Raw genomic sequence first — 22476 nt, 5'->3', positions numbered from 1 at the left:
CGGGCGGCGGCGCCCGTCAGATGGATAATCCTCATCGCAGCCAACAGCCGAACTCATTGGCCATGGGGGCCGTGATACGGCAGGAAGTGGCCACGACCCGAGGAGCCTTCCCATGGCCTATTACCAGAGCAAGCCTGCCGCCGGCCGCCATTTCCTGCAGATTCCCGGCCCGACCAACGTGCCCGACCGCGTGCTGCGCGCCATGGACAACCCGACCATGGACCATCGCGGCCCGGATTTCGGCAAGCTTGGCGCCTCGATCCTCGCCAAGGTGAAGCAGGTCTTCAAGACGCAGTCCCATGTCATCATCTACCCCGCCTCCGGCACTGGGGCGTGGGAGGCCGCGCTGGCCAATACCCTCTCCCCCGGCGACCGGGTGCTGATGTCCGAGACGGGCTGGTTCGCTTCCCTGTGGCGCGAGATGGCGGAGCGGCTGCAGCTTCGCCCCGAGTTCCTGAAGGGCGACTGGCGCTCCGGCGCCGACCCGGCGGCGATCGAGAACTACCTGCGCAGCGACAAGGGCCACGAGATCAAGGCAGTCTGCGTCGTCCACAACGAGACGAGCACGGGCTGCACCTCCCGCATCGACGAGGTCCGCAAGGCCATCGACGCCGCTGGCCACCCGGCGCTGCTGCTGGTGGACACCATTTCCTCGCTCGGCTCCATCGACTACCGCCATGACGAGTGGGGCGTGGACGTGACGGTGGCCGGCTCCCAGAAGGGCCTGATGCTGCCGCCGGGCCTGTCCTTCAACGCAGTCAGCGCCAAGGCCTTGAAAGCCAGCGAGACGGCGAAGCTGCCGCGCTCCTTCTGGGACTGGAAGCCGATGATCGCGGCCAATGCGACTGGCTACTTCCCCTACACCCCGGCCACTAACATGCTCTACGCGCTGGACGCGGCGGTGGACATGCTGCTGGAGGAAGGGTTGGACAACGTCTTCCACCGCCACGACCGCCATGCCGAGGCGACGCGCCGCGCCGTGCGCGCCTGGGGCCTCGAGATCCAGTGCGACGAGCCGCGCCACTATTCCAGCAGCCTGACGGCGGTGCGGGTGCCGGAGGGCACCAGCGCCAATGCGCTGCGCGCCACCATCCTGGAGAAGTTCAACATGTCCCTCGGCAACGGGCTGGGGCAGTTGAACGATCGCGTCTTCCGCATCGGCCACCTGGGCGACTTCAACGACCTGGCGCTGATGGGCACGCTTTCGGGCGTTGAGATGGGGCTGCGCGTCGCCGGCATCCCGCACCGCCCCGAGGGCGTCCGGGCGGCGATGGACTACTTGGCCGGGAATGCCTGATCCCGGAGGGATCAGGCTTTTTTCCTGCCCTCAAACGCCGGGCGCGCTTCCGGGACCCCATCGAAATCGCGGGGCGATTTGCGATGGGAACCCGGTCCGCGCGCCGGGCCGCGGTGGACGCGCAGGGCCGGTCGGCCTAGCCTCCGCGGGCCAGCATCCGGGAGGGAAGAATGCCGAAATTCGCGGCCAATCTGAGCATGATGTTCAACGAGCTTCCCTTCCTCGACCGCTTCGCCGCCGCCCGCGCGGCAGGGTTCGAGGCTGTGGAGTTCCTGTTCCCCTATGAGCACCCGGCGGAGGAGATCGCGGCGCGGCTGAAGGGGAATGGTCTCCAGAACGTCCTGTTCAACGCCCCGCCCGGCGACTGGAATGCTGGCGAGCGCGGCATGGCCTGCCTGCCCGAGCGCCGCGCCGAGTTCCGCGATGGGATCAAGCGTGCGCTGGATTACGCCACGGCGCTCGGCTGCCCGCGGCTGCACGTCATGGCCGGGCTGACGCCTGCCGGGGCTTCGCGCGACACGCTGCTGGCGACCTATGCCGCCAATCTGGACTTCGCCGCCGAGGAATGCGCGAAGGCCAGCGTGAAGCCCGTGATCGAGCCGATCAACCACCGCGACATCCCCGGATTCTTCCTCAACACCACGGCCGAAGCCGTCTCCGTGATCGAGGCGCTGGGGCCGGAGCGCGTTGGCCTCCAGTTCGACCTCTACCATTGCCAGATCACCGAGGGCGACGTGACGCGCCGGGCGCAGGAGCTTCTGCCCTTCATTGCGCACATGCAGGTCGCCGACACGCCGGGCCGGAACGAGCCGGGCACGGGCGAGGTGCGCTGGGACTTCGTTTTCGACGCCATCGATTCCATGGGCTATCGCGGCTGGATCGGCTGCGAGTACCGGCCGAAGGGCGAGACCCTCGCCGGGCTGGGCTGGATGCAGAAGTATCGGGAGCACGACGCATGAAGATCGGATTCATTGGCCTTGGCATCATGGGGCAGCCCATGGCCGAGAACCTGAAGAAGGCCGGGCACGAGATCCTGGCGCCCGAGCGCGCCAGCCTGAAGCCGGAGGCACGCTCCTCCTTCACCATCCTGCCGGACATCAAGGCCGTCACCGAGGCGTCGGACGTCATCATCCTGATGGTGCCCGATACCCCCGACGTGGAGCGGGTGCTGCTCGGCTCCCCGGGCGTGCTGGAGGGGCTGTCGAAGGGCAAGCTGGTCATCGACATGTCCAGCATCAGCCCGACGGCGACCAAGGATTTCGCGGCACGCGTGAACGAGAAGGGCTGCGACTACCTCGACGCGCCGGTGAGCGGCGGCGAGGTGGGCGCGCGCAACGCCGCGCTGACCATCATGGTCGGCGGGCCGGAGGCAGCCTTCGAGCGTGCGCTGCCGCTCTTCCAGGCCATGGGCAAGAACATCACCCTGGTCGGGCCGAACGGCGCCGGGCAGACCACCAAGGTCGCCAACCAGATCATCGTCGCGCTGAACATCCAGGCCGTGGCCGAGGCGCTGGTCTTCGCCAGCAAGGCAGGGGCAGACCCCGCGAAGGTGCGTCAGGCGCTGATGGGTGGCTTCGCCAATAGCCGGATCCTGGAGGTCCATGCCGAGCGCATGATCAACCGGACCTTCAACCCTGGCTTCCGCATCGCCCTGCACCAGAAGGACCTGAACCTGGCCCTGCAATCCGCGAAGGAGCTGGGCGTGGCCCTGCCCAACACCGCCGCGGCGCAGCAGCTATTCTCCGCCTGCGTCGCCATGGGCGGCGATGGCTGGGATCACTCGGGGCTGGTCCAGGCCATCGAGACGATGGCAGGACACAAGCTGGGCTGACGCGCCCCGGGGTCAGCCCAGCTGGGCGGCTAAAGCCTGGAGGGCTGGCCCCACTTCCTTCCGCAGCAGCACCATCGCCTCGGCCGCGCCGTTCTCGTCGCCAGCGCGGCAGGCCTCCTCCAGCGCCTGCAGCGCCGGAAGCAGTGTCACCATGCCGAAATTGGCGGCAAGGCCGCGGAGCGCATGCGACTCGGCGCGCATCGCCTGCAGATCGCCCAGCGTGAAGAGTGTGCCCAGGCTGTCGAGCTTGGCGGAGACTTCCTCCTGGCAAAGGCGGCGCGCCTCGCTCATCGCCGCCTCCTCCGGATCCCATTCGATCAAGGTGCAGCCATTCTCCAGTGAACGCGACAGGAATTCGCGCCCCGAGAATGAGCGGCCGCGCCAAAGGGTTTCGGGCTCGGCAAGACGGGAGAATTCGCGGTTCCAGGCCAGGAGCCGGCCCGACGGATCCAGCACGGCAGCAGGCCGAGGCCAGGCGGCCAGCAATGCTTCACCAAAATCGGGCTTGCCAGTCGGCACCCTCAAATCTCGCTGATCTCTCGCAACCGCGGGGCGGGCGATGGTGGAAATGTGCTGCATGATGCGCTCAATCCGGGCGCGCACCTTCGGTTCTGCGACCATACGTTGCAATCGGGGATTCTACGAGGCTGGCTTGATGGCAGGACAGGGCGGTGCGAATGTGCGCCCGCATTGGAAGCAGAAGCGGACTGACCCCGCACGGGGCCCCAGTTTTGCGGAGTTCAGAAGGCAAGCAGCGAAATGGCGAAGATCAAGGTAAAGACGCCCGTCGTCGAGCTCGACGGCGATGAGATGACCCGCATCATCTGGGGCTTCATCAAGGACCGCCTAATTCTTCCTTATCTGGATATCGACCTCAAGTATTACGACCTCGGCATCCAGTACCGCGACCAGACCGATGACCAGGTGACGGTGGACGCCGCCAACGCCATCAAGCAGTACGGCGTGGGCGTGAAGTGCGCGACCATCACCCCGGACGAGGCGCGGGTGAAGGAGTTCGGCCTGAAGAAGATGTGGCGGTCCCCCAACGGGACGATCCGCAACATCCTCGACGGCACGATCTTCCGCGAACCGATCATCTGCCAGAACGTGCCGCGCCTGGTGCCGCACTGGAACAAGCCCATCGTGGTCGGCCGCCATGCCTATGGCGACATCTACCGCGCTGCGGAGACCAAGATCCCCGGCGCCGGCAAGGCCACCCTCACCTACACCCCCGCCGATGGCGGCGAGGCGGTGACGCTGGAAGTGACCAACTTCCCGGCGGGCGGCGGCGTGCTGATGGGCATGCACAACACCCGCTCCTCCATCGAGGGCTTCGCGCGCGCCTGCCTGAACTACGGCCTCGCCCGCAACTACCCCGTCTACCTGAGCCACAAGAACACGATCCTCAAGGCCTATGACGGCGAGTTCAAGGACATCTTCCAGCGCGTCTTCGACACGGAGTTCGCTGGCAAGTTCAAGGCCGCCGGCCTGACCTACGAGGACCGCCTGATCGACGACATGGTGGCCTGCGCCCTGAAGTGGGAAGGCGGCTATGTCTGGGCCTGCAAGAACTACGACGGCGACGTGCAGTCCGACATCGTGGCGCAGGGCTTCGGCTCGCTCGGCCTCATGACCTCCGTGCTGCTCTCCCCCGATGGCTCCACCGTCGAGTCCGAGGCGGCGCACGGCACGGTGACGCGCCACTACCGCGAGCACCAGAAGGGCCGCGAGACGAGCACCAACCCGATCGCCTCGATCTTCGCCTGGACGCGCGGCCTCGCCTATCGCGGCCGCTTCGACAGCACCCCCGACGTCACGGCCTTCGCCGAGACGCTGGAGAAGGTGTGCATCCAGACCGTCGAAGGCGGGCAGATGACCAAGGACCTCGCGATCCTGATCGGCAAGGACCAGCCCTGGCTGAACACCCAGGCCTTCCTCGCCGCGCTGGACGAGAACCTGCAGAAGGCCATGAAGGCGGCCTGATCGCATGTGGTGGGGGCTGCCGGCGCTGGACCTCCTGGCGCTGGCCGTCTTCGTCCTGTGCTGGGCGGGCTACGCGGCCGTCGTGGACCGCGTGCCCGCCATCCGCGCCCGCTCCGTCATTGCCGCAATGGACGAGCACCGGCGCCGCTGGATGCTCGCGTTGCTGGAGCGCGACAACCGGATCATGGACACCCAGATCATCGGCAACCTGATGAACTCGACGTCCTTCCTGGCGAACACCTCCATCTTCATCCTGGGCGGCCTCGTCGCCCTGCTGGGCGCGCCCGATTTGGGGCAGCGCGTGCTGTCCTCCCTGCCCTTCGCCGCGCCGCCGACCAATGACTGGGCTTGGGAGATGCGGATCGGGCTGCTGATCCTGATCTTCATCCGCGCCTTCTTCGACCTCACCTGGGCGCTCAGGCAGTTCAACTACGGCTCCATCGTTGTGGGCGGGATCCCGCCTGGGCGGGGCCACGTCAACCAGGCCGAGGCCGCGGCCAAGGTGCTGAACCGCGCCGCGCGCCATTTCAACACCGGGCTGCGCGCCTACTATTTCGGCCTCGCCGCCCTGGCCTGGATCGTCCATCCCGTCGCGCTGATGCTCGCCTCGCTGCTGGTGCTGCGCGAATTGCACCGGCGCGAGTTTCGCTCGGTGTCGCGAGAGGCGCTCACACTGGGATCTCGCCCGGCGGCTTGAGCGTCGCCAGCACGAAGGAGGAGCGCGTCTCCTTCACCCCGGGCATCCGCAGCAATGCGCGGGTCGCAAACTCGCCGAAGAATTCCATGTCCGGCGCGAGGACGTGCAGCAGGTAGTCCATCTCGCCGCTCATCGTGTAGGCGGCCAGCACCTCCGGGCGCTGCGCCAGCGCGGCGTGGAAGCGCTCCACCACCTCCTCCGCGTGGCTGACCAGCGAGACCTGGACGAAGGCCTGCAGGGGCAGGCCCAGCCGCGCGGGATCCAGCCGAGCGGCATAGCCCTGGATGACCCCCTCCTCCTCCAGCCGCCGCATGCGGCGCTGGCAAGGCGAAGGAGAGAGCCCCGCCTGCTCCGCCAGCGTGACGACGGGCACGCGCCCATCCCGCTGCAGGACGCGCAGGAGGCGTCGGTCAGTGGCATCCAGCACAGCAGGAGCGGATTTCGCCAAAATTGAGCTCTCCTTGAGTGAAATCCGGCGCAATTGCCCGTGCTCGTGGCCAAGATCGCCGAAAACCACCCGGTCGGCCAGGGTATTCCATTGGCATGAACGTGATCGCCCCTGCCCCGAACCTGCGCGGCGACTACGCTTCCGCCGCGCCGGACTACACGCTGGCGCAGCGCCATGCCGCGATCCCGGAGCGCGACCACGCGACGTGGCGCGAACTCCATCGCCGACAGATGGTTCTGTTTCCGCGCCACGCCGCCCGCGCCTATCGCGAGGGTGTGGCGCGGCTCGATTGCGCGGATGGTATTCCCGACCTTGCCCGCGCTTCTGAGAAGCTGCGGGAAACGGGCTGGAGTCTGGTGGCAGTGCCGGGGTTGATTCCGGAGGATGCCTTCTTCGCGCATCTCTCCGCACGGCGCTTCCCGGTGACAAACTGGATCCGGCGGCCGGAGGAGATGGACTACCTGGAAGAGCCGGACATCTTCCACGACTTCCTCGGCCACGTGCCGCTGCTGACCAACCGGCACTTCGCCGATTTCCTGCAAGGCTACGGCGCGGTCGGCGAATTCGCGCAGCGTCATGGCGCCGTCCGCATGCTGGCACGGCTCTATTGGCACATGGTCGAGTTCGGGCTGACCCGCGAGGAGGGTGAAGTGCGCGCCTATGGGGCGGGCATCCTGTCCTCGGCGAAGGAGACGGTGCACGCCACCACAGCGGCGCACCTTCGCTTCGTGCCGGCTCGCGTGCTGCGGACGGAATACCGCATCGACGACCTCCAGCCCCTCTACTTCGTCATCGACGACTACAGCGAGTTGTTCGCGCTGCTCGACACCCTGCCCAAGGCGCTGCTGCGCGCCCGCGACGCCGAACCCATCCCCCCGGGCGCCATCCTGCCCGAAGACGCACGCCTCTAGGAAGGAAACGACCATGGACATCCCTCCCGACAGGACCGAAGTGGCAGGCCGCATCTGCGACGCCAACCCGATGGGCACGGACGGGTTCGAGTTCGTCGAATTCACTGGCCCCGACCAGGCGCATCTGCGCGACGTCTTCGCGCGCATGGGCTTCGCGCAGGTGGCGCGGCACCGGTCCAAGGATGTCTCGCTCTGGCGCCAGGGCCAGGTGAACTTCATCCTGAATGCCGAGCCGTCGAGCTTCGCCCAGGCCTTCGCGCGGGTGCACGGCCCCTCGGCCTGCGCCATGGCCTTCCGTGTCGCCGATGCGGCGGCGGCCTTCGAACGCGCGGTCAGCCTCGGCGCCCGCCCCTTCCATGGCCGGGTTGGACCGATGGAGCTGAACATTCCGGCCATCGAGGGGATCGGCGGCAGCCTGATCTATTTCGTGGACCGGTTCGGGCCGCGGGGCTCGATCTACGACGTAGATTTCCGCTTCCTGGACGGGGTCGAAAGCGACCACAAGGGCAACGGGCTGACGGTGATCGACCACCTCACCCACAACGTCCATCGCGGCCGCATGGAGGCTTGGTCCGGCTTCTACGAGCGGCTCTTCAACTTCCGCGAGATCCGATACTTCGACATCGAGGGTAAGCTGACCGGGCTGAAATCCAAGGCGATGACCAGCCCCTGCGGCCAGATCCGCATCCCCATCAACGAATCGAGCGACGACAAGAGCCAGATCGAGGAATACCTGCGCGCCTATAATGGCGAAGGCATCCAGCACATCGCCATGGGGACGGACGACATCTATGCCTCGGTCGAGGGGCTGCGGGCGCAGGAGGTGCGCTTCCTCGACACGCCCGACACCTATTACGAGCTCCTGCCCCAGCGCCTGCCCGACACGAGCGAGGATCTGGAGCGCATGGCGCGCAACCGCATCCTGATGGACGGCTCTCCCTCCGGCGGGCGCCTGCTGCAGATCTTCACCGAGACGGTCCTTGGACCGATCTTCTTCGAACTTATCCAGCGCAAGGGCGACCAGGGCTTCGGCGAGGGCAATTTCCGTGCCCTGTTCGAAAGCATTGAATTGGACCAAGTGCGCCGCGGCGTGCTGAAGCCGGCGGCGGAGTAACGGGCATCGGCGGAGGCTGCCGCCTGCCACGGTGGCAGCCTGCCCGGCCATGCGGCATTACCCTGCTGCGGCTGCGAAGCAGGCTTGCGCTCGCCTCTTGCGCCGGGGCGAAGCAGGCTTCATTCCCGGTTCATGTCCGCATCTCCCTGGGCGCTTGAGGTCGAGGACCTCTCCATCACCTTCCGCACCGACCGCGGCACGTTGCGTGCGGTCGAGAGCGTCTCCTTCCGCGTCGCGCCCGGCCGCACCCTGGCGATCGTCGGAGAAAGCGGCTGCGGGAAATCCGTCACCTCTCTCGCGGTGATGGGGCTGCTGGCGCCCAATGCCAGCGTGGGTGGGACGGTGCGGCTCGCGGGCCAGGAGATGGACGAGGCGGCGCGTCGCGCGGCGCGCGGCCGCGACATGGCGATGATCTTCCAGGAGCCGATGACCAGCCTGAACCCGGCCTTCACCGCCGGGGACCAGGTGGCCGAGGCCATCCGCACGCATGAGGGCGTCAGCCCCCGCGCGGCCATGGAACGCGCGATTGCCCTGTTCGAGCGGGTCCGCATCCCCGAGGCGGCACGCCGCGCCCAGCAATACCCTCACCAGCTTTCCGGCGGCATGCGCCAGCGCGTCATGATCGCCATGGCGCTGGCCTGCCGCCCGAAGCTGCTGATCGCGGATGAGCCGACCACCGCGCTGGACGTGACGGTGCAGGCGCAGATCCTTGCCCTTCTGGACGAGCTGAAGCGGGAGACAGGCACCGCCGTCGTGCTCATCACCCATGACCTCGGCGTGGTGCGCGACCACGCGGAGGAGGTGCTGGTGATGTATGCCGGCCGCATGGCGGAGCAGGCGCCCGCCGCCCGCCTCTTCGACCGGCCGGAGCACCCCTACACGATCGGCCTGCTCGGCGCCGCGCCGCGGCTGGACGAGAAGCGCGGCCGCCTCGCCTCCATTCCCGGCACCGTGCCCGACCTGTACCGCCCGCCGCCCGGCTGCCGCTTCGCACCGCGCTGCCCATTCAGCGTCGCGGCCTGCGATGCGGGCCAGCCGGAGTTCCGCTTGATGGAGGAAGCACATCGCGCCGCCTGCATCCGCGCGCCTCTCGAAGCGGTGCTGGCGGCATGAGCGCGTTGATCGAAGCGAAGGGGCTGGTCCGCCACTTCCCCATCCGGGACGCGCTGGGTCGCGCCAAGGGCGCGGTGCGCGCCGTGGATGGCGTGTCCCTCTACGTCTTTCGCGGCGAGGTGCTGGCGGTGGTCGGCGAGAGCGGCTGCGGCAAGTCCACGCTCGGCCGGCTCCTGCTGCGCCTGATCGAGCCCGATGCCGGCACGCTGGAGTTCGAGGGCGAGGATCTGCGCGCCCTGGCTCCCTCCGCCCTGCGGAAGCGCCGTCGCAAGATGCAGCTGATCTTCCAGGACCCGTTCGGCAGCCTGGACCCGCGGATGACGGTGGAGGCGGCGATCGCCGAGCCGCTGAAGCTGCACGGGCTGCACCGGGGCCGCGAGCGGGAGCGCGTGGCGGAACTCCTTTCCCGCGTCGGGCTGCGGCCGGAACTCGCCCGGCGCTGGCCGCACGAGTTCAGCGGCGGGCAGCGCCAGCGCATCGCCATCGCCCGCGCGCTGGCTTCCGAGCCGGAGCTGATCATCGGCGACGAGCCGGTTTCCGCCCTCGATGTCTCGGTGCAGGCGCAGGTGGTGAACCTGCTGGGCGGGCTGATCAAGGAGCTGGGGCTCACCTTTATCCTGATCTCCCACGACCTCGGCGTCGTGCGTCAGGTCGCGGACCGCGTGGCCGTCATGTACCTGGGCAAGATCGTGGAGGAAGGCGCCGCCGAGGCCCTGTTCCGCAACCCACGCCACCCCTACACCCGTGCGCTCCTCGCCGCGGTGCCCGGCCAGGGGCAGAAGCCTGCGATGCTGGAGGGCGACATCCCCTCCCCCGTCGCGCCGCCTTCCGGCTGCCGTTTCCACACGCGCTGCCCCTTCGCGCAGCCCTATTGCCGCGAGGTTGAGCCAAGCCTGGAGGGCCTCACGCATCGCGCGGCCTGCCACTTCCAGGATTCGCTGCCCCCCGCCCCGCCCTTGCGCGAGGCAGGGCCGGATGCGCGACTGCGGCACCTGCAATCCTTCTTCGACCGGGAGACGACGCCATGACATTCCGCCGTGTTCTTCTCGCCGCCTGCGCGGCGCTCGGCCTGGGCGCCGCCGCGCACGAGGCCCAGGCGCAGGGACAGAACCTCCGCATTGGGCTGCGCGAGGACCCCGACATCCTCGACCCCACCCTGGCGCGCACCTTCGTCGGCCGCATCGTCTTCGCCAGCCTCTGCGACAAGCTCTTCGACATCAACGATAAGCTGGAGATCGTGCCGCAGCTCGCCACCGGGCACCGGTGGGAGGATCCGCGCACCCTCATCATCACGCTGCGCGACAATGTGCGCTTCCATGATGGCGAGGTGATGGACGCCGAAGCGGTGCGCTACTCCCTCGACCGTCACCTGACGATGCAGGGCTCCTTCCGCCGCGGCGAGATCGGCAGCATGGAAGCGGTGGAGGTGGTGGATCCCCGCACGGTCCGCATCCGGCTGCGCCAGCCTTCCGCCGCCTTCCTCTCGCAGCTGACCGACCGCGCGGGCATGATCATCTCGCCCAAGGCGGCCGAGGCGGCGGGGCGCAATTTCGGCAACCGCCCTGTCTGCGCCGGCCCCTATCGCTTCGTGGAGCGCCTCGCCCAGGACCGCATCGTGCTGGAGCGCTTCCCGGAATACTGGAACGCCCAGGCCATCCACATCCCGCGCATCACCTTCCTGCCGATTCCGGACAGCACGGTGCGGCTCGCCAATCTGCAATCCGGCGCGCTGGAGATCGTGCAGACCATCGACCCGGATGACGTGGCTGCGGTGCGCCGCAACTCCCGCCTGCGCGTCTCGGTGAGCGACGAGCTGGGCTACCAGAGCATCACCTTCAACATCGGCAACGGCGCCCGTGCGCAGACGCCGATCGGCCAGGATGCCCGGGTCCGCGCCGCCTTCGAGCTGTCGCTGGACCGCAACGCGCTGAACCAGGTGGTGTATGAGGGGATGTACACTCCCACCGCCCAGCCGGTGCCTCCCGCCAATCCCTTCCACGTCCGCGGCTTCCAGCCGGAACCCCGCAACGTGGAGCGCGCCCGCGCCCTTCTGCGCGAGGCCGGGGTGCAGACCCCCGTGCGGGTGGAGCTGACCGTGCCCAACAACCCCGACCTCCGTCAGGTCGGCGAGGTGGTGCAGGCCATGGCGCGCGAGGCCGGCTTCGACGTCCGCCTCAACGCCATGGAATTCGCCAGCAGCCTCCAGGCCGCGACGCGCGGCGAGTTCGAGGCCTACCTGATCGCCTGGTCGGGCCGCGTGGACCCGGACGGCAACACCTGGACCTTCATCCACTCGCGCGGGCCGCAGAATGACGGGCGCTACGCCAACCCCGAGGTGGACCGACTGCTGGACGAGGCGCGGGTGGAGCAGGATGCGGAGAAGCGCCGCGCCCTGTATGGCCGCATCTGGGAGATCTCGATCCGGCAAGACCGCAGCCGCGTCTATCTGTGGCACCGCAAGAACATCGTGGCGCACACGGCGCGCCTCCAGGGCTTCAGCGTGAATCCTGACGGGCTGATCCGTCCGCAGGCGCTGCGCCTGCAGTAATGGCCGCCTTCCTCCTCCGCCGGCTGGGGCAGGTCATCCCCACGCTGCTGATCCTGTCGGTGCTGGTCTTCGCCCTGCAGCAACTGATGCCGGGCGACCCCGCGCTGATCCTGGCCGGCGAGGAGCGCGGCGATCCGGAGGTGCTGGCGCAGATCCGGAGCGAACTCCTGCTCGACCGCCCGCTGGTCGAGCAGTATCTCCATTGGCTCTGGCGCGTGTTGCACGGGGATTTCGGCTTCTCGTGGCGCATCCGCCTGCCGGTGGCGGAACTCATCCTGTCCAAGCTGCCCGTCACCTTCCAGCTGGCTTCCATGAGCTTCGTGATCGGCGTGGCGCTGGGCGTGCCGCTCGGCGTGCTGTCGGCCGTCTGGAAGGACCGGCCCTCCGATTGGGTCATCAATGGGGTCGCGCTGTTCGGCATCTCCATGCCGAATTTCTGGCTCGGCATCATGATGATCCTGTTGTTCTCCGTGCAGCTCGGCTGGCTGCCGCCTTCCGGCTACGTGCCGCTCTGGGAGGACCCGGTGCAGTCGCTCGCGACTACCATCATGCCGGCCTTCGTGCTGGGCACGGGCGTCGCCTCCATCCTGATGCGCCACACCCGCGCCGCCATGCTCTCCGCACTGTCACAGGACTATGTCCGCACCGCCCGCGCCAAGGGCGTGGCCGAGCGCCGCGTCGTGTTTCGCCACGCGCTGCGCAACGCGCTGATCCCGGTGGTGACGCTGGGCACGGTGGAGTTCGGCAAGCTGCTCGCCGGCGCCGTGCTGACCGAGCAGATCTTCACCATCCCGGGCTTCGGCAAGCTGGTGGTGGATGCGGTGTTCAACCGCGACTACCCGGTGGTGCAGGGCGTGGTTCTGGCCACGGCGCTGATCTTCGTCACCCTCTCCCTCATCGCGGACCTCCTCTACATGGCGATCAACCCGCGGATGCGGCAGGCATGAGCACGGCGCTGGCCGAAGCCGGGGAGAGCCCCGGCCGCCGGGCACTGCGTCGCTTCATGCGGCACCGCCTGGCGATGTTCGGGCTGATCGTCGTCACGATCTTCGTGATGGCGGCGGTGCTGGCGCCCTGGATCGCGTCCCATGACCCGCTCGAGACCTCCTGGTCGCGGCTGCGTCAGGCGCCGTCCTGGACGCATCCCTTCGGCACGGACGAGAACGGCCGCGACGTCTTGTCGCGCGTGCTGTTCGGCGCCCGCGCCTCCTTGATGGCCGGCGTGGTCGCGGTGCTGGGGGCGGCGCTGATCGGCGTGCCGGTCGGGCTCGTGGCCGGGCTGGCGAAGGGATGGGTGGATGCCGTCATCTCGCGCATCTCAGACGCGATGCTGTCCATCCCCTTCCTGATTCTCGCCATCGCGCTCGCCGCCTTCCTCGGCCCGGCGCTGGAGAATGCGATGCTCGCCATCGCCATCTCCATCTCTCCGGTCTTCGTGCGGCTGGCGCGCGGCATGGCGCTGGAGGCGACGGGGACGGATTGGGTCGAGGCGGCGCGCGCCCTGGGCAACCCGCCCTGGCGTATCGCCGTGCTGCACGTCCTGCCCAACATCCTGCCGCCGCTGTTGGTTCAGGGCACGCTGGCCATCGCGGAGGCGATCATCGCTGAGGCATCGCTGAGCTTCCTCGGGCTGGGCCAGCAGCCGCCCGCGCCCTCCTGGGGGTCCATGCTGAACTCGGCGCAGCGCTTTATCGAGGCGGCGCCGTGGCTCGCCATCTTCCCCGGCCTGGCGATCTTCGTGGTGGTGCTGGCCTTCAACCTGCTGGGCGACGGTCTGCGCGATGCGCTGGACCCACGCGAGTCGCGCTGAGGCAGGAACCGAAGGGTGGGTAGGGGGGATGGATGGTCGGAGCGGCGGGATTCGAACCCACGACCCCCAGTCCCCCAGACTGATGCGCTACCAGGCTGCGCTACGCTCCGACGCCCGGGGCTGTAGCACCGCTTCCGCCGGCGCTCAACCCGCCGAAAGGATGATCCGCCCGGTCACCTTCCCATCCTTGAGCCGGTTCAGGGCGGAGTTGGCGGCGCTGAAGGGCTCCTTGGTAATGGGGATGGGCGGCACCTGCCCCTTCTGCGCCATGGACACCAGCTCCCGCAGCTCCTTCAGCGATCCCACGTAGGAGCCCTGGATGGTGATGGCGCGGATGGGCATCAGCGGCAGCGGCACCCGCATCTCACCGCCGAACAGCCCGACCTGCACCAGCTTGCCGCCCTTGCCCAGCGCGTCGAAGGCGGCCATCGCGGTCTGGGTGCCGTTGACGAGGTCGATCACCCCCATCACCGGTCCGCCGCAGGCCTCGACGATTCGCTTCGCCGTGTCCTCGCCGGCCAGGACGGTCGCGGAGGCACCCTGCGCCTTCGCGGCTTCCAGCTTGGAGGCGTCCACATCGACGGCGCAGATGGCGCGGTGGCCCATCGCCTTCAGGATGGCGACGCATTGCAGGCCCAGCCCGCCGGCGCCCACCACCACGATGGGATCGTCCGGTGCCATGGGCATCAGCTTGCCGATGGCCGAATATACGGTGACGCCGGAGCAGGCGTAGGTCGCGGCCAGCGCCGGCTCCAGCCCGTCGATCGGGATCAGGTGCTTCCAATGCGTCGCCAGCACGTGCGTCGCGTAGCCGCCATTCTGGTAGACGCCGAGGGCGCGCGGCCGGACCGCACACATGTTTTCCTCATCCGCCTTGCAGCGGGCGCACTCGCCGCACCCGACCCAGGGAAAGACAAGGCGGATGTCACCCTTCTTCACCTTGCCCTCGGCGCCCGGTCCCCACGCAGCCACGCGACCGACGATTTCATGCCCCATGGCCAGGGGCAGCTTCACCCCGCGATCGGTCATGCGCAGCTTGCCGCGCACGCCGAGGTCGTACTCGCCCTCCCAGATATGCAGGTCGCTGTGGCACACCCCGGCATGGGTGACCTCCAGCAGCACCTCGTCGCCCTGCGGCTCAGGGGTGGGAAGCTCCAGTTCCTCGAGCGGCTTCCCGCACTCGACCACAACCCAGGCCTTCATGGGATCCTCCATGTTTTAGCGGATGGGAAACCAGCCCTCCCCGTGGGTCAAGCCGCCTTGTCGAGGTCGCGATTCCATCGCAGTCAAGGTGGCATGACCCGCCTGATGATCGCCTTCTTCCTGTCCGGCTTCGGCGCGCTGCTGTGCCAGATCATCTGGCAGCGCATGCTGGGGGTCTTCGCAGGGAGCGACACGGTCTCAGCCGCCCTGGTGGTGGGGGCCTTCCTCGCGGGGCTGGGGCTCGGATCCATTTTGGGGGCGAAATGGGCAGACCGGCTTTCGCCGCGCGCCGCCCTCACGGGCTTTGCACTCTGCGAGGCGGGAGTGGCGCTCTGCGCCCTGCTATCCAAGTTCTTCCTCTACGACTTCATCGCCATGGGCCTGTCGGAGAGCGTTACCAGCGCCCCCGCCATCTTCGCCCTGTGCTTCGCCGGCCTCGTCGTGCCGACCACGCTGATGGGGGCGTCCCTTCCCTTCCTGGCACGCGCGGTTGCCACCAGCCTGGAGACGGTGGCGGAGCGGATCGGCACGCTCTACGGGCTGAACACCTTTGGCGCCGGGCTGGGCGCCCTGCTCGGCGGTTGGTTCATCGTCGGCAATCTCGGCTACGTGGGTGCGCTCGCCCTCGCCGCCGGGCTGGACCTCGTGGCGGCGGGGCTGGCGCTGACGCTGCTGGGCGCGACGCCGCGCACCGCACCCGCCGCGGCGAAGGCGGAGAGTGCCAAGGGCGGCGATCCCTTCGGCGGGCTGCCGCTCTGGTGCGTGCTGGTCTTCCTGTCGGGCTACGTGATCGTGGCGCTGGAGATCGTTTGGGTGCGGGTGCTGGGCCAGTTCGGCCAGTACCACGCCTATCTCTTCCCCACCGTGCTCGGCATCTTCCTGCTCGCCGACGGGCTGGGCATGGCGCTGGCCGCGCGCATGGTTCGCCGCATGGACGACCCGCGCCCCGCCTTTTTCCTCACGCAAGGCGGCGGCTTCGCCCTGGGCGCACTGCTGCTGGGCGTGCTGTGGTGGGCCATTGGCGAGAACCCGCTGCGCGACTGGATGGGCGTGGATTTCGACCGCTTCGGCCCGCGCGAGATCGCGGCATCCACCTTCATCATCTTTCTGGTGGTCGCGCCGCCCTCCTTCATCATCGGCATGACCTTCCCCTTCGTGCAGCGCGCCGTGCAGCAGGACCTGGCGAGCGTGGGGGCGCGCGTCGGCTGGGTGCAGCTGGCGAACATCCTCGGCAATGCCGCGGGCTCCATCCTCACCGGCCTCGTCACCTTCCACTATCTCGGCACGGCGGGGACGTTGCGGCTGCTAGCGATGCTGTCGCTGCTGCTGCTGCTGTTCTGGCTGTTCCAGTCGCGCGCGGCGCGGCGGCCCGTCCTCGCCCTCGCCGGCGCGACGGCCCTGATCCTCGTCGCCACCCCGGGCAACGCCGCCTTCTGGACGCGCATGCACGGCATCACAAATCCAACCCTGACCGCCTGGGGCGAGGACCGCTCGGGCGTGGTGCTCTACCGCGAGCGCGCGACCCTGCCGGGGCGCGAGGATGGGCGCTTCTTCATCATGGGGCATGGCCAGGGCTTCGTGCCCTTCCTCGACACGCACATCCTGCTCGGCATGCTCGGGCCGCTGCTGCACCCGGAGCCGCGCCGCATCCTCGCCATCGGCGTCGGTTCCGGCGGCACGCCCTATGGCGCGACGGTGAGCCCACGCACGGAGGAGATCCGCGCCATCGAACTGGTGGCACCCGTGCTGGAGGCGCTCGAGGACATCGCGCGGGAGCGGCCGGACGGCGCGGTGGCCTCCATGCTCGCCGACCCGCGCGTCACCCTGGAATACGGGGACGGGCGGCGGGCGCTGACGCGCGGCGAGGGCCTCTACGACGTGATCGAGGCGGATGCGATCCGTCCGCAATCCAGCCATTCCGGCCTGCTCTACTCGGCCGAATTCCTGCAGCAGGTGCGTGCGCGCCTCGCCCCCGGCGGGCTCTATGTGCAGTGGGCACCGACCTGGCGCGTCATCGACACCTTCGCCGCCAGCTTTCCCCACGCAATCCTGCTGACGCCGGTCCAGGTGATGATCGGCAGCGACCGTCCCATCCGCTTCGATCACGCGGCGCTGCTGGAACTGCTCCGCAGCCCGGAGGTCATCGCCCATGCCCGGCGCGGCAACCCGCGCGCAACGGACCTCACCAAGCTGGTGGGCGGCCCAGTGACGGTGTGGGACGAAAACACGCCCCGCGCCGAGCCACCGCTGACCGACATGTTCCCGCGCGACGAGTTCTTCCTGAACCACGTCCACCTGGATTCCTGGCGCCCGCGTGACGCCGAGCGGTAAGGCCCCGGGCTAGGGCATCCCGCGCGGCATGAAAGGCGGGGGCGGGGCGAGGTCCACCGTCACGCGGCGCACACCTGGAACTTCCTCTGCCAAGACGCGCAGCGCCCGCGCCACCTCCGGGTTGCGGGCGAAGCCGGACAGCGTCACCTCCCCCTCGCGCACCGAGGCGTGAAGGAAGTGGCGGTCCGCCCAGGGCTGCTCGCGCAGGCGGCGCGCCAGTTCGCGCCGGATCTCCGCATCGTCCGCCTGCGTCGCCTCGGGGCTTTCCGCGAGCAGGGCACGCAGCAGATCGGCGCGGGACACGACGCCGAGCAGCATTCCTTCCTCCACCACCGGCACACGCCGGATGTTGCGCTGCTCCATCAGCGCCGCGATGGTGGGGAGCGGCGTTCCGGGCGTGACCGTCTCCACCTCGCGCGTCATCACGTCGGCCACGGTGTGGCCATGGGCGCGGCTGAACCGCGTGGCGAGGGAGGCGGTGTCGCCGAAAAGCCCGGCCAGCAGGCCAGGCTTCTCGTCGCGCGGCGCAGCGATGCGGCGCAGGAGGTCGCCCTCCGTGACGATGCCGAGGAGGCAGCCTTTCTCATCCGTCACCGGCACGCCGGAAACGCCGCGCTCCGACAGGAGGGCCGCGAGGCTCGCCACCGGCATGTCGGGCCGCACCGTCACCAGGGAGCGGGTCATCACGTCGCGGGCGATCATGCGCATCCTCCTGTGCTGGTCCCGACAGGATAGCGCATCATCGCAAAGCCTGGCTTGCGCCAGGTCAAGTCAGGCCTCGGCGAAGGCCTGGGAGCGGACCAGCCGAGCGTAGAGCCCGTCCCGCGCCATGAGTTCGGCGTGGCTGCCCTGCTCGGTCGCCGTGCCGTCCTCCATAACCACGATGCGGTCCGCGTCCTTCACGGTGGCGAGGCGATGCGCGATCACGAGCGTCGTCCGTCCCGCACGCAGCCGCGCCAGCGCCGCCTGGATCGCCGCCTCGTTCTCCGTGTCGAGGGCGCTGGTCGCCTCGTCCAGCAGGAGGATGCGCGGGTCGCGCAGCAAGGCACGGGCAAGGGAGACGCGCTGGCGCTGCCCACCCGAGAGCGCTCCGCCGCCGGGGCCAAGCATGGTGTCGTAGCCCTGCGGCAGCGCGGCGATGAACTCATGCGCGCGGGCGGCGCGGGCCGCCGCCTCCACCTCGTCGCGACTGGCACCAGGGCGGCCGCAGGCGATGTTGGCGAAGGCGGTGTCGTCGAAGATCACCGCATCCTGCCCGACATAGGCGATGGCGTCGCGCAGGCTCGCCAGGGTGATCTTGCGCAGCTCCGCCCCATCCACGGTGATGCGCCCCGCGCTGGGATCGGCGAGGCGCGGCAGCAGGGCGAGCGCAGTGGACTTCCCGGCGCCCGAAGGTCCAACCAGCGCCACCGTCTCGCCCGGCGCGGCCACGAAGGATAGGTCGCGCAGCGCGGCGCCCTCGCGGCCGGGGTAATGGAAGCCGACGCCTTCGAAGGCTACGCGGCCAGGGCCGGGCGGAAGCGGAGCAGCGCCCGGCGCGTCGGTGACGCGGCGCGGCGCATCCATCACGCCGAAGACGCGCTGGAGCCCCGCAAGCCCTTCCTGGAGCGAAGCGTTGAGCGAGCCCAACGCCCGGGCCGGGCGCGAGGCGATAAGGGCGGCGGCGACGAAGCCGGTGAACTCGCCGATCGTCCCCTGCCCGCTCGCCACCCGCCAGCCGACGAAGGCCAGCACCAGGGCGACGGTCAGCCCGCCCAGCGCCTCCAGGATCGGGTCCACGCGCGCGCGGGTCAGGGCGATGCGGTAGAGGCTCGCGCGCAGATCGGCGAAGGCGCGACGGGCGCGGCTCTCCTCCGCCTCCTCCAGCCGATAGGTGCGGACCACGCGCGCGGCGGCGAAGCTCTCGTTCAGCAGGGCGTTGGTCTCGGCCATGCGGTCCTGCATGCCGGAGGAGGCGCGGCGGATGCGCTTTCCGATGGACAGGATGGGCCAGAGCGCGACCGGGTAGAGCAGCGCCGCCAGCAGCGCCAATTGCCAGTCCAGCCACAGCATGGAGGCGACGAGGCCGATGATGGTGAGCGCGTCGCCCAGCCCGTTCACCGAGCGCGCCATGGCGTCGCGGATCGCCACCGCATCGGTGGTGAAGCGGCTGGCATGGCGCGCCGGGGCATGGGCGGCGACATCCGCGTAATCGGCGCGGGTCAGGGCGCGGAACAGCGCATTCTGCAGGTGCTCCACCGTCCGCAGCACCGCGCCCTGGATGGCGGCCTGCTGGCCGTACATGAACAGGCCGCGCGCGGCCGTCACGCCGATGATGACCGGCGGCAGCAGCCACACCACGGTCTGATCGCCGCGTCCGAACAGGTCGAAGGCCTGCTGGATCACGATGGGATACAGCGCCGTGGTCCCGGCCAGCAGCACGGTGAACAGCACGGCGAGGGCCATGCGCCCACGCTGCGGCGAACCGTGCTCGCGCCAGAAGCGCCGGATGAGGGGGAGGCTGGAAAGGTCGGCCATGCTGCGGCCGTGCCTATCAGGCGGGGGGCAATCCGGCCAGTTGGCGCAGATGGGCGAGGCATTCCTCGCGCCCCACTGCCGCGCCGCCCTCGATCCACCAATCCCGCGTGGCGGCGAGGAGGCGGCCCATCTCCGGCCCCGGCTTGATGCCCGCGGCCAGGGCGTCACGGCCCAGCAGGGGGAATTCCGGACCGGGGCCGAGGTCGAACAGCGTCTCCAGCCCGGCCTTCGGATCAGAGGCGGCGGCGATGCGCGCCACCTCGCCCGGGGTGGCATGCGGGCCACGCGCCCGGATGCGGGCGGCGAAGCGGCGCAGGCTGGCGGGGTCGCGCCCAATGGGCACCGCATCCGTGCCATGGAGGGCACGCAGCCGCGCAAGCTCCTCGCCGGACAGGCGCAGCCGGGCGGAGAGCGCCTGGAGGTCCATGCCCACGGGAAGCAGCGCCGCGACGCGCAGCAGCGGATCGCGGGAGTCCAGCACCGGAGCCAGGCGCTCCGGCGGCCCCGCCTCAGGCAGGATGGCTTGCAGCACGCCAGTCTCGCGCATCAGCAGCAGGGCATCGCGCGGGTCGGGCGCTTCCAGCAGGCGCTTGATCTCCATCCAGACGCGCTCGGCGGAAAGCCGGGCGAGGCCGGGCACCGAAGCGGTGATGGCGGCAATGGCCTCCGCATCCGGCGCGCCGCGCCCGTAGCGCGCCTGGAAGCGGAAGAAGCGCAAGGCGCGCAAGTAATCCTCGCGGATGCGGGCCGCCGAGTCCCCGACGAAGCGCACGATCCCGGCGGCGAGATCCGCTTCGCCTCCGTGATAGTCATGCAGCGTGCCCACCGCGTCGAGCGACATGGCATTGATGGTGAAGTCGCGCCGCGCCGCGTCCTCGCGCCAGTCGGTGGTCCAGGCCACCTCGGCGTGGCGGCCATCGGTCGCGACGTCGCGGCGCAGCGACGTGACCTCCACCGGCGGGCCGTGCAGCAGGGCGGTGACGGTGCCGTGGGCGATGCCCGTCTCGATCACCTTGAAACCGGCTTCCTTCAGGCGACGCGCGATCTCCTCGGGCGGGAAGGGCGCAGCCATGTCCACGTCGTGCACAGGCAGCCCCGCCAGGGCATCGCGCACGCAGCCCCCGACAGCGCGCGCACCGGGCAGCGCGGCAAGGATGCCCTGCGGCGCAGGCGCCCGGAGTGCCTCCGGCAGCGTCACCGCCGGATCATCCCATCCTCGATACGGGCCGGGACGTAGCGCTCGCCCCGATTGAGCGAGCGCCCCTGGCCGAGCCAGAAGGCGACAGCAATGGCGGTGACGAGGCCGATGGCCGTGAGGGACAGCACGGCGGTGGAAGGGGAGAGCGCCCTTCCGCCAGTCTTCAACCAGAGCGCGTAAAGGGCGAAGGGAGAGATGAAGAGAAGGATCTCAAGGATCACGCCCATGCGGCGTTTCGCTGCCGGTCGTCGCCCCGCAGGGCACGCGCGAGGTTCACCAGGATGGCGGCGGTGGCGCCCCAGATATGGTGCTCGCCATGCGGCCAGACCCAGTATTCGCGCCGCCGTCCCTTCCACATCGCGGAGTCGCGCCGGGGCGCCGCGGGGTCGAGCAGGACGGAGATGGGCAGTTCGAAGGCTGCCGCCACTTCGCCTGGGTCGGTGGTCAGGGAAAGCGGCGGCTCAACGCTCGCCACCACGGGGGTGATGACATAGCCCGTGCCGGTGCGGTGGCGCGGCAGGCGGCCGATCACGGTGGGCAGGCGCGGATCGAGGCCGACTTCCTCCGCCGCCTCGCGTAGCGCTGCCTGTTCGGGCGTCTCGCCCGGCTCCATGCGGCCGCCGGGGAAGCTCACCTGCCCGGCATGGCTGGAAAGATGGGCAGCGCGGCGTGTCAGCAGGATGCCCGGCATGCCTTCGTGCAGGATGACCGGCACCAGCACGGCTGCGGGCTTGATGCCCGTCTCGGACAGCCCCTCCGCATCGTCGGAGAAGCTTTGCGGCAGGCCGTCGAAGAGGTCCGGCCGCGCCAGGGTGGATCGAAGCTCGGCGGCGGTCACTCGGCGGCGGAGTCCAGCGCGGCGACCTCGTCGATCGGGAAGAAGACGCCGTCGCTCCATACGCCCAGTACCTCGCGCCCATTCACCCTTTCGGGAGTAGCGAGCGCCACCATCTCATAGAAGACGGCGCGGGTGATCCGCGCCTCGAGGCCGGGGCGGATCGTGACATAGGGCCGCGGCTCTCGGGTATGGGGGTCAAGATGGATGCGGATCGGGTGCTCGGCACCGGCGGTGACGACCTCATCGCAATTGGTGCGGAAGCTGAGGCACTGGCAACGGCCGCCATGATGGCCCTCGCAGTCGCGCCACACCATCTCGGTCGCCACGAAGGGCACGTCCTCCACCTCGATGATCCCGCGCTCGACGGGCGTCTCGAGGATAAAGGAGCCATCCTCTCCGCGCCGCAGCACGGAGGCGAAAAGGCAGACCAATTCCTTGCGGTTGATCGGGCTGCCCTTGTAGTGCCAAGTCCCGTCACGCGCGATGCGCATGTCCAGCCGACCGCAATCATGCTTGGGGCGTTTGGCCCATGCGGGTGCGGGCATGTGCGCCTGAGGGGCACTGGGCGCTTTGTTCCGGCGTTCCGTCAGCATAGGCTTCCCTGGCAGTCCGCCACGAGGGCGCGTTTTGGGGCGGA

At 69.3% G+C, this 22476-nt stretch carries 22 protein-coding genes and 1 tRNA gene; 13 read left to right on the top strand and 10 right to left on the bottom strand.

Features of this window, described 5'->3' with window-relative positions; all coding sequences use genetic code 11:
* The first annotated feature begins 112 nt into the window (after positions 1–112).
* The 3 genes from JTJ31_RS18265 (at position 113) to JTJ31_RS18255 (ending at position 3128) form a co-directional block, all read left to right on the top strand.
* Positions 113–1297 carry a pyridoxal-phosphate-dependent aminotransferase family protein gene (locus JTJ31_RS18265; protein WP_207540164.1) on the top strand — a complete coding sequence of 395 codons (1185 nt, stop codon included), beginning with the start codon at positions 113–115 and terminating at the stop codon, positions 1295–1297.
* Between the two features lie 170 nt (positions 1298–1467).
* Positions 1468–2256 (top strand): 2-oxo-tetronate isomerase, encoded by a 789-nt coding sequence (otnI, locus tag JTJ31_RS18260; protein WP_207540163.1) that lies wholly within the window; start codon positions 1468–1470, stop codon positions 2254–2256.
* Positions 2253–3128, top strand: a complete 876-nt coding sequence (locus JTJ31_RS18255) for a 2-hydroxy-3-oxopropionate reductase (protein ID WP_207540162.1) — start codon at positions 2253–2255, stop codon at positions 3126–3128. The genes otnI and JTJ31_RS18255 overlap by 4 nt, the downstream gene beginning before the upstream one ends.
* A 12-nt stretch (positions 3129–3140) precedes the next feature.
* On the opposite strand, the gene JTJ31_RS25235 is transcribed toward JTJ31_RS18255, so the two are convergent.
* Complete coding sequence (locus tag JTJ31_RS25235; protein WP_207540161.1) at positions 3141–3647, bottom strand: Hpt domain-containing protein; 507 nt, start codon at positions 3645–3647, stop codon at positions 3141–3143.
* Positions 3648–3887: 240 nt separating this feature from the next.
* Here JTJ31_RS25235 and JTJ31_RS18245 point away from each other — a divergent pair, with 240 nt between their 5' ends.
* Positions 3888–5111: an NADP-dependent isocitrate dehydrogenase gene (locus tag JTJ31_RS18245; RefSeq protein WP_207540160.1), complete on the top strand. Its 1224-nt coding sequence runs from the start codon at positions 3888–3890 to the stop codon at positions 5109–5111.
* Between the two features lie 4 nt (positions 5112–5115).
* A complete protein-coding gene (locus JTJ31_RS18240; protein ID WP_207540159.1) occupies positions 5116–5808 on the top strand; it encodes a DUF599 domain-containing protein in 693 nt (230 codons plus the stop codon).
* On the opposite strand, the gene JTJ31_RS18235 is transcribed toward JTJ31_RS18240, so the two are convergent.
* Positions 5780–6256 (bottom strand): Lrp/AsnC family transcriptional regulator, encoded by a 477-nt coding sequence (locus tag JTJ31_RS18235; RefSeq protein ID WP_207540158.1) that lies wholly within the window; start codon positions 6254–6256, stop codon positions 5780–5782. The genes JTJ31_RS18240 and JTJ31_RS18235 overlap by 29 nt on opposite strands.
* Positions 6257–6351: 95 nt before the next feature.
* On the opposite strand from JTJ31_RS18235, the gene phhA reads away from it, so the two are divergent.
* The 7 genes from phhA (at position 6352) to JTJ31_RS18200 (ending at position 13752) form a co-directional block, all read left to right on the top strand.
* Complete coding sequence (gene phhA / locus JTJ31_RS18230) at positions 6352–7167, top strand: phenylalanine 4-monooxygenase (RefSeq protein WP_207540157.1); 816 nt, start codon at positions 6352–6354, stop codon at positions 7165–7167.
* A gap of 13 nt (positions 7168–7180) precedes the next feature.
* On the top strand, positions 7181–8281 hold the full coding sequence (hppD, locus tag JTJ31_RS18225; protein WP_207540156.1) for a 4-hydroxyphenylpyruvate dioxygenase: 1101 nt from the start codon (positions 7181–7183) through the stop codon (positions 8279–8281).
* 132 nt (positions 8282–8413) lie between these two features.
* Positions 8414–9394 carry an ABC transporter ATP-binding protein gene (locus JTJ31_RS18220; RefSeq protein ID WP_207540155.1) on the top strand — a complete coding sequence of 327 codons (981 nt, stop codon included), beginning with the start codon at positions 8414–8416 and terminating at the stop codon, positions 9392–9394.
* On the top strand, positions 9391–10422 hold the full coding sequence (locus tag JTJ31_RS18215; RefSeq protein ID WP_207540154.1) for an ABC transporter ATP-binding protein: 1032 nt from the start codon (positions 9391–9393) through the stop codon (positions 10420–10422). Before JTJ31_RS18220 ends, JTJ31_RS18215 begins: the two co-directional genes overlap by 4 nt.
* A complete protein-coding gene (locus JTJ31_RS18210; RefSeq protein ID WP_207540153.1) occupies positions 10419–11942 on the top strand; it encodes an ABC transporter substrate-binding protein in 1524 nt (507 codons plus the stop codon). The genes JTJ31_RS18215 and JTJ31_RS18210 overlap by 4 nt, the downstream gene beginning before the upstream one ends.
* Positions 11942–12889 carry an ABC transporter permease gene (locus tag JTJ31_RS18205; RefSeq protein ID WP_207540152.1) on the top strand — a complete coding sequence of 316 codons (948 nt, stop codon included), beginning with the start codon at positions 11942–11944 and terminating at the stop codon, positions 12887–12889. The genes JTJ31_RS18210 and JTJ31_RS18205 overlap by 1 nt, the downstream gene beginning before the upstream one ends.
* The gene (locus tag JTJ31_RS18200; RefSeq protein WP_207540151.1) at positions 12886–13752 is read left to right on the top strand and encodes an ABC transporter permease; all 867 of its coding nucleotides are present in this window, start codon (positions 12886–12888) and stop codon (positions 13750–13752) included. Before JTJ31_RS18205 ends, JTJ31_RS18200 begins: the two co-directional genes overlap by 4 nt.
* Positions 13753–13785: 33 nt before the next feature.
* On the opposite strand, the gene JTJ31_RS18195 is transcribed toward JTJ31_RS18200, so the two are convergent.
* Positions 13786–13862, bottom strand: a tRNA-Pro gene (locus JTJ31_RS18195).
* 34 nt (positions 13863–13896) lie between these two features.
* Positions 13897–14955, bottom strand: coding sequence for an alcohol dehydrogenase (locus JTJ31_RS18190; RefSeq protein WP_207540150.1), 1059 nt, complete (start codon positions 14953–14955; stop codon positions 13897–13899).
* Between the two features lie 93 nt (positions 14956–15048).
* On the opposite strand from JTJ31_RS18190, the gene JTJ31_RS18185 reads away from it, so the two are divergent.
* Entirely contained in the window at positions 15049–17286 is a 2238-nt protein-coding gene (locus JTJ31_RS18185) for a fused MFS/spermidine synthase (protein WP_207540149.1), read from the top strand.
* A gap of 9 nt (positions 17287–17295) precedes the next feature.
* On the opposite strand, the gene JTJ31_RS18180 is transcribed toward JTJ31_RS18185, so the two are convergent.
* The 6 genes from JTJ31_RS18180 to JTJ31_RS18155 all read right to left on the bottom strand — a co-directional run bounded on the left by JTJ31_RS18180 (position 17296) and on the right by JTJ31_RS18155 (position 22384).
* Positions 17296–17988, bottom strand: a complete 693-nt coding sequence (locus tag JTJ31_RS18180) for a CBS domain-containing protein (RefSeq protein WP_207540148.1) — start codon at positions 17986–17988, stop codon at positions 17296–17298.
* A gap of 69 nt (positions 17989–18057) precedes the next feature.
* The gene (locus JTJ31_RS18175) at positions 18058–19803 is read right to left on the bottom strand and encodes an ABC transporter ATP-binding protein (RefSeq protein ID WP_207540147.1); all 1746 of its coding nucleotides are present in this window, start codon (positions 19801–19803) and stop codon (positions 18058–18060) included.
* A 16-nt stretch (positions 19804–19819) separates the two neighbouring features.
* Positions 19820–21001 carry a CCA tRNA nucleotidyltransferase gene (locus JTJ31_RS18170; RefSeq protein ID WP_207540146.1) on the bottom strand — a complete coding sequence of 394 codons (1182 nt, stop codon included), beginning with the start codon at positions 20999–21001 and terminating at the stop codon, positions 19820–19822.
* Positions 20998–21228, bottom strand: coding sequence for a DUF6111 family protein (locus tag JTJ31_RS18165; protein WP_207540145.1), 231 nt, complete (start codon positions 21226–21228; stop codon positions 20998–21000). The genes JTJ31_RS18170 and JTJ31_RS18165 overlap by 4 nt, the downstream gene beginning before the upstream one ends.
* Positions 21219–21839 (bottom strand): NUDIX hydrolase, encoded by a 621-nt coding sequence (locus JTJ31_RS18160; protein WP_328805772.1) that lies wholly within the window; start codon positions 21837–21839, stop codon positions 21219–21221. Before JTJ31_RS18160 ends, JTJ31_RS18165 begins: the two co-directional genes overlap by 10 nt.
* Complete coding sequence (locus tag JTJ31_RS18155) at positions 21836–22384, bottom strand: DUF1285 domain-containing protein (protein ID WP_236020415.1); 549 nt, start codon at positions 22382–22384, stop codon at positions 21836–21838. Before JTJ31_RS18155 ends, JTJ31_RS18160 begins: the two co-directional genes overlap by 4 nt.
* Positions 22385–22476 lie beyond the last annotated feature (92 nt).

The organism is Sabulicella rubraurantiaca (assembly GCF_017355885.1).
Classification (GTDB): domain Bacteria; phylum Pseudomonadota; class Alphaproteobacteria; order Acetobacterales; family Acetobacteraceae; genus Roseococcus; species Roseococcus rubraurantiacus.
This window is presented reverse-complemented; position numbering and strand designations above follow the sequence as displayed.

What these genes read in the sequence shown, in the direction of transcription:
- JTJ31_RS18265 (WP_207540164.1), top strand. Translation starts at nt 113, where the DNA reads ATGGCCTATTACCAGAGCAAGCCTGCCGCCGGCCGCCATTTCCTGCAG.
- otnI (WP_207540163.1), top strand. Translation starts at nt 1,468, where the DNA reads ATGCCGAAATTCGCGGCCAATCTGAGCATGATGTTCAACGAGCTTCCC.
- JTJ31_RS18255 (WP_207540162.1), top strand. Translation starts at nt 2,253, where the DNA reads ATGAAGATCGGATTCATTGGCCTTGGCATCATGGGGCAGCCCATGGCC.
- JTJ31_RS18245 (WP_207540160.1), top strand. Translation starts at nt 3,888, where the DNA reads ATGGCGAAGATCAAGGTAAAGACGCCCGTCGTCGAGCTCGACGGCGAT.
- JTJ31_RS18240 (WP_207540159.1), top strand. Translation starts at nt 5,116, where the DNA reads ATGTGGTGGGGGCTGCCGGCGCTGGACCTCCTGGCGCTGGCCGTCTTC.
- phhA (WP_207540157.1), top strand. Translation starts at nt 6,352, where the DNA reads ATGAACGTGATCGCCCCTGCCCCGAACCTGCGCGGCGACTACGCTTCC.
- hppD (WP_207540156.1), top strand. Translation starts at nt 7,181, where the DNA reads ATGGACATCCCTCCCGACAGGACCGAAGTGGCAGGCCGCATCTGCGAC.
- JTJ31_RS18220 (WP_207540155.1), top strand. Translation starts at nt 8,414, where the DNA reads ATGTCCGCATCTCCCTGGGCGCTTGAGGTCGAGGACCTCTCCATCACC.
- JTJ31_RS18215 (WP_207540154.1), top strand. Translation starts at nt 9,391, where the DNA reads ATGAGCGCGTTGATCGAAGCGAAGGGGCTGGTCCGCCACTTCCCCATC.
- JTJ31_RS18210 (WP_207540153.1), top strand. Translation starts at nt 10,419, where the DNA reads ATGACATTCCGCCGTGTTCTTCTCGCCGCCTGCGCGGCGCTCGGCCTG.
- JTJ31_RS18205 (WP_207540152.1), top strand. Translation starts at nt 11,942, where the DNA reads ATGGCCGCCTTCCTCCTCCGCCGGCTGGGGCAGGTCATCCCCACGCTG.
- JTJ31_RS18200 (WP_207540151.1), top strand. Translation starts at nt 12,886, where the DNA reads ATGAGCACGGCGCTGGCCGAAGCCGGGGAGAGCCCCGGCCGCCGGGCA.
- JTJ31_RS18190 (WP_207540150.1), bottom strand. Translation starts at nt 14,955, where the DNA reads ATGAAGGCCTGGGTTGTGGTCGAGTGCGGGAAGCCGCTCGAGGAACTG.
- JTJ31_RS18185 (WP_207540149.1), top strand. Translation starts at nt 15,049, where the DNA reads ATGACCCGCCTGATGATCGCCTTCTTCCTGTCCGGCTTCGGCGCGCTG.
- JTJ31_RS18180 (WP_207540148.1), bottom strand. Translation starts at nt 17,988, where the DNA reads ATGATCGCCCGCGACGTGATGACCCGCTCCCTGGTGACGGTGCGGCCC.
- JTJ31_RS18175 (WP_207540147.1), bottom strand. Translation starts at nt 19,803, where the DNA reads ATGGCCGACCTTTCCAGCCTCCCCCTCATCCGGCGCTTCTGGCGCGAG.
- JTJ31_RS18165 (WP_207540145.1), bottom strand. Translation starts at nt 21,228, where the DNA reads ATGGGCGTGATCCTTGAGATCCTTCTCTTCATCTCTCCCTTCGCCCTT.
- JTJ31_RS18155 (WP_236020415.1), bottom strand. Translation starts at nt 22,384, where the DNA reads ATGCCCGCACCCGCATGGGCCAAACGCCCCAAGCATGATTGCGGTCGG.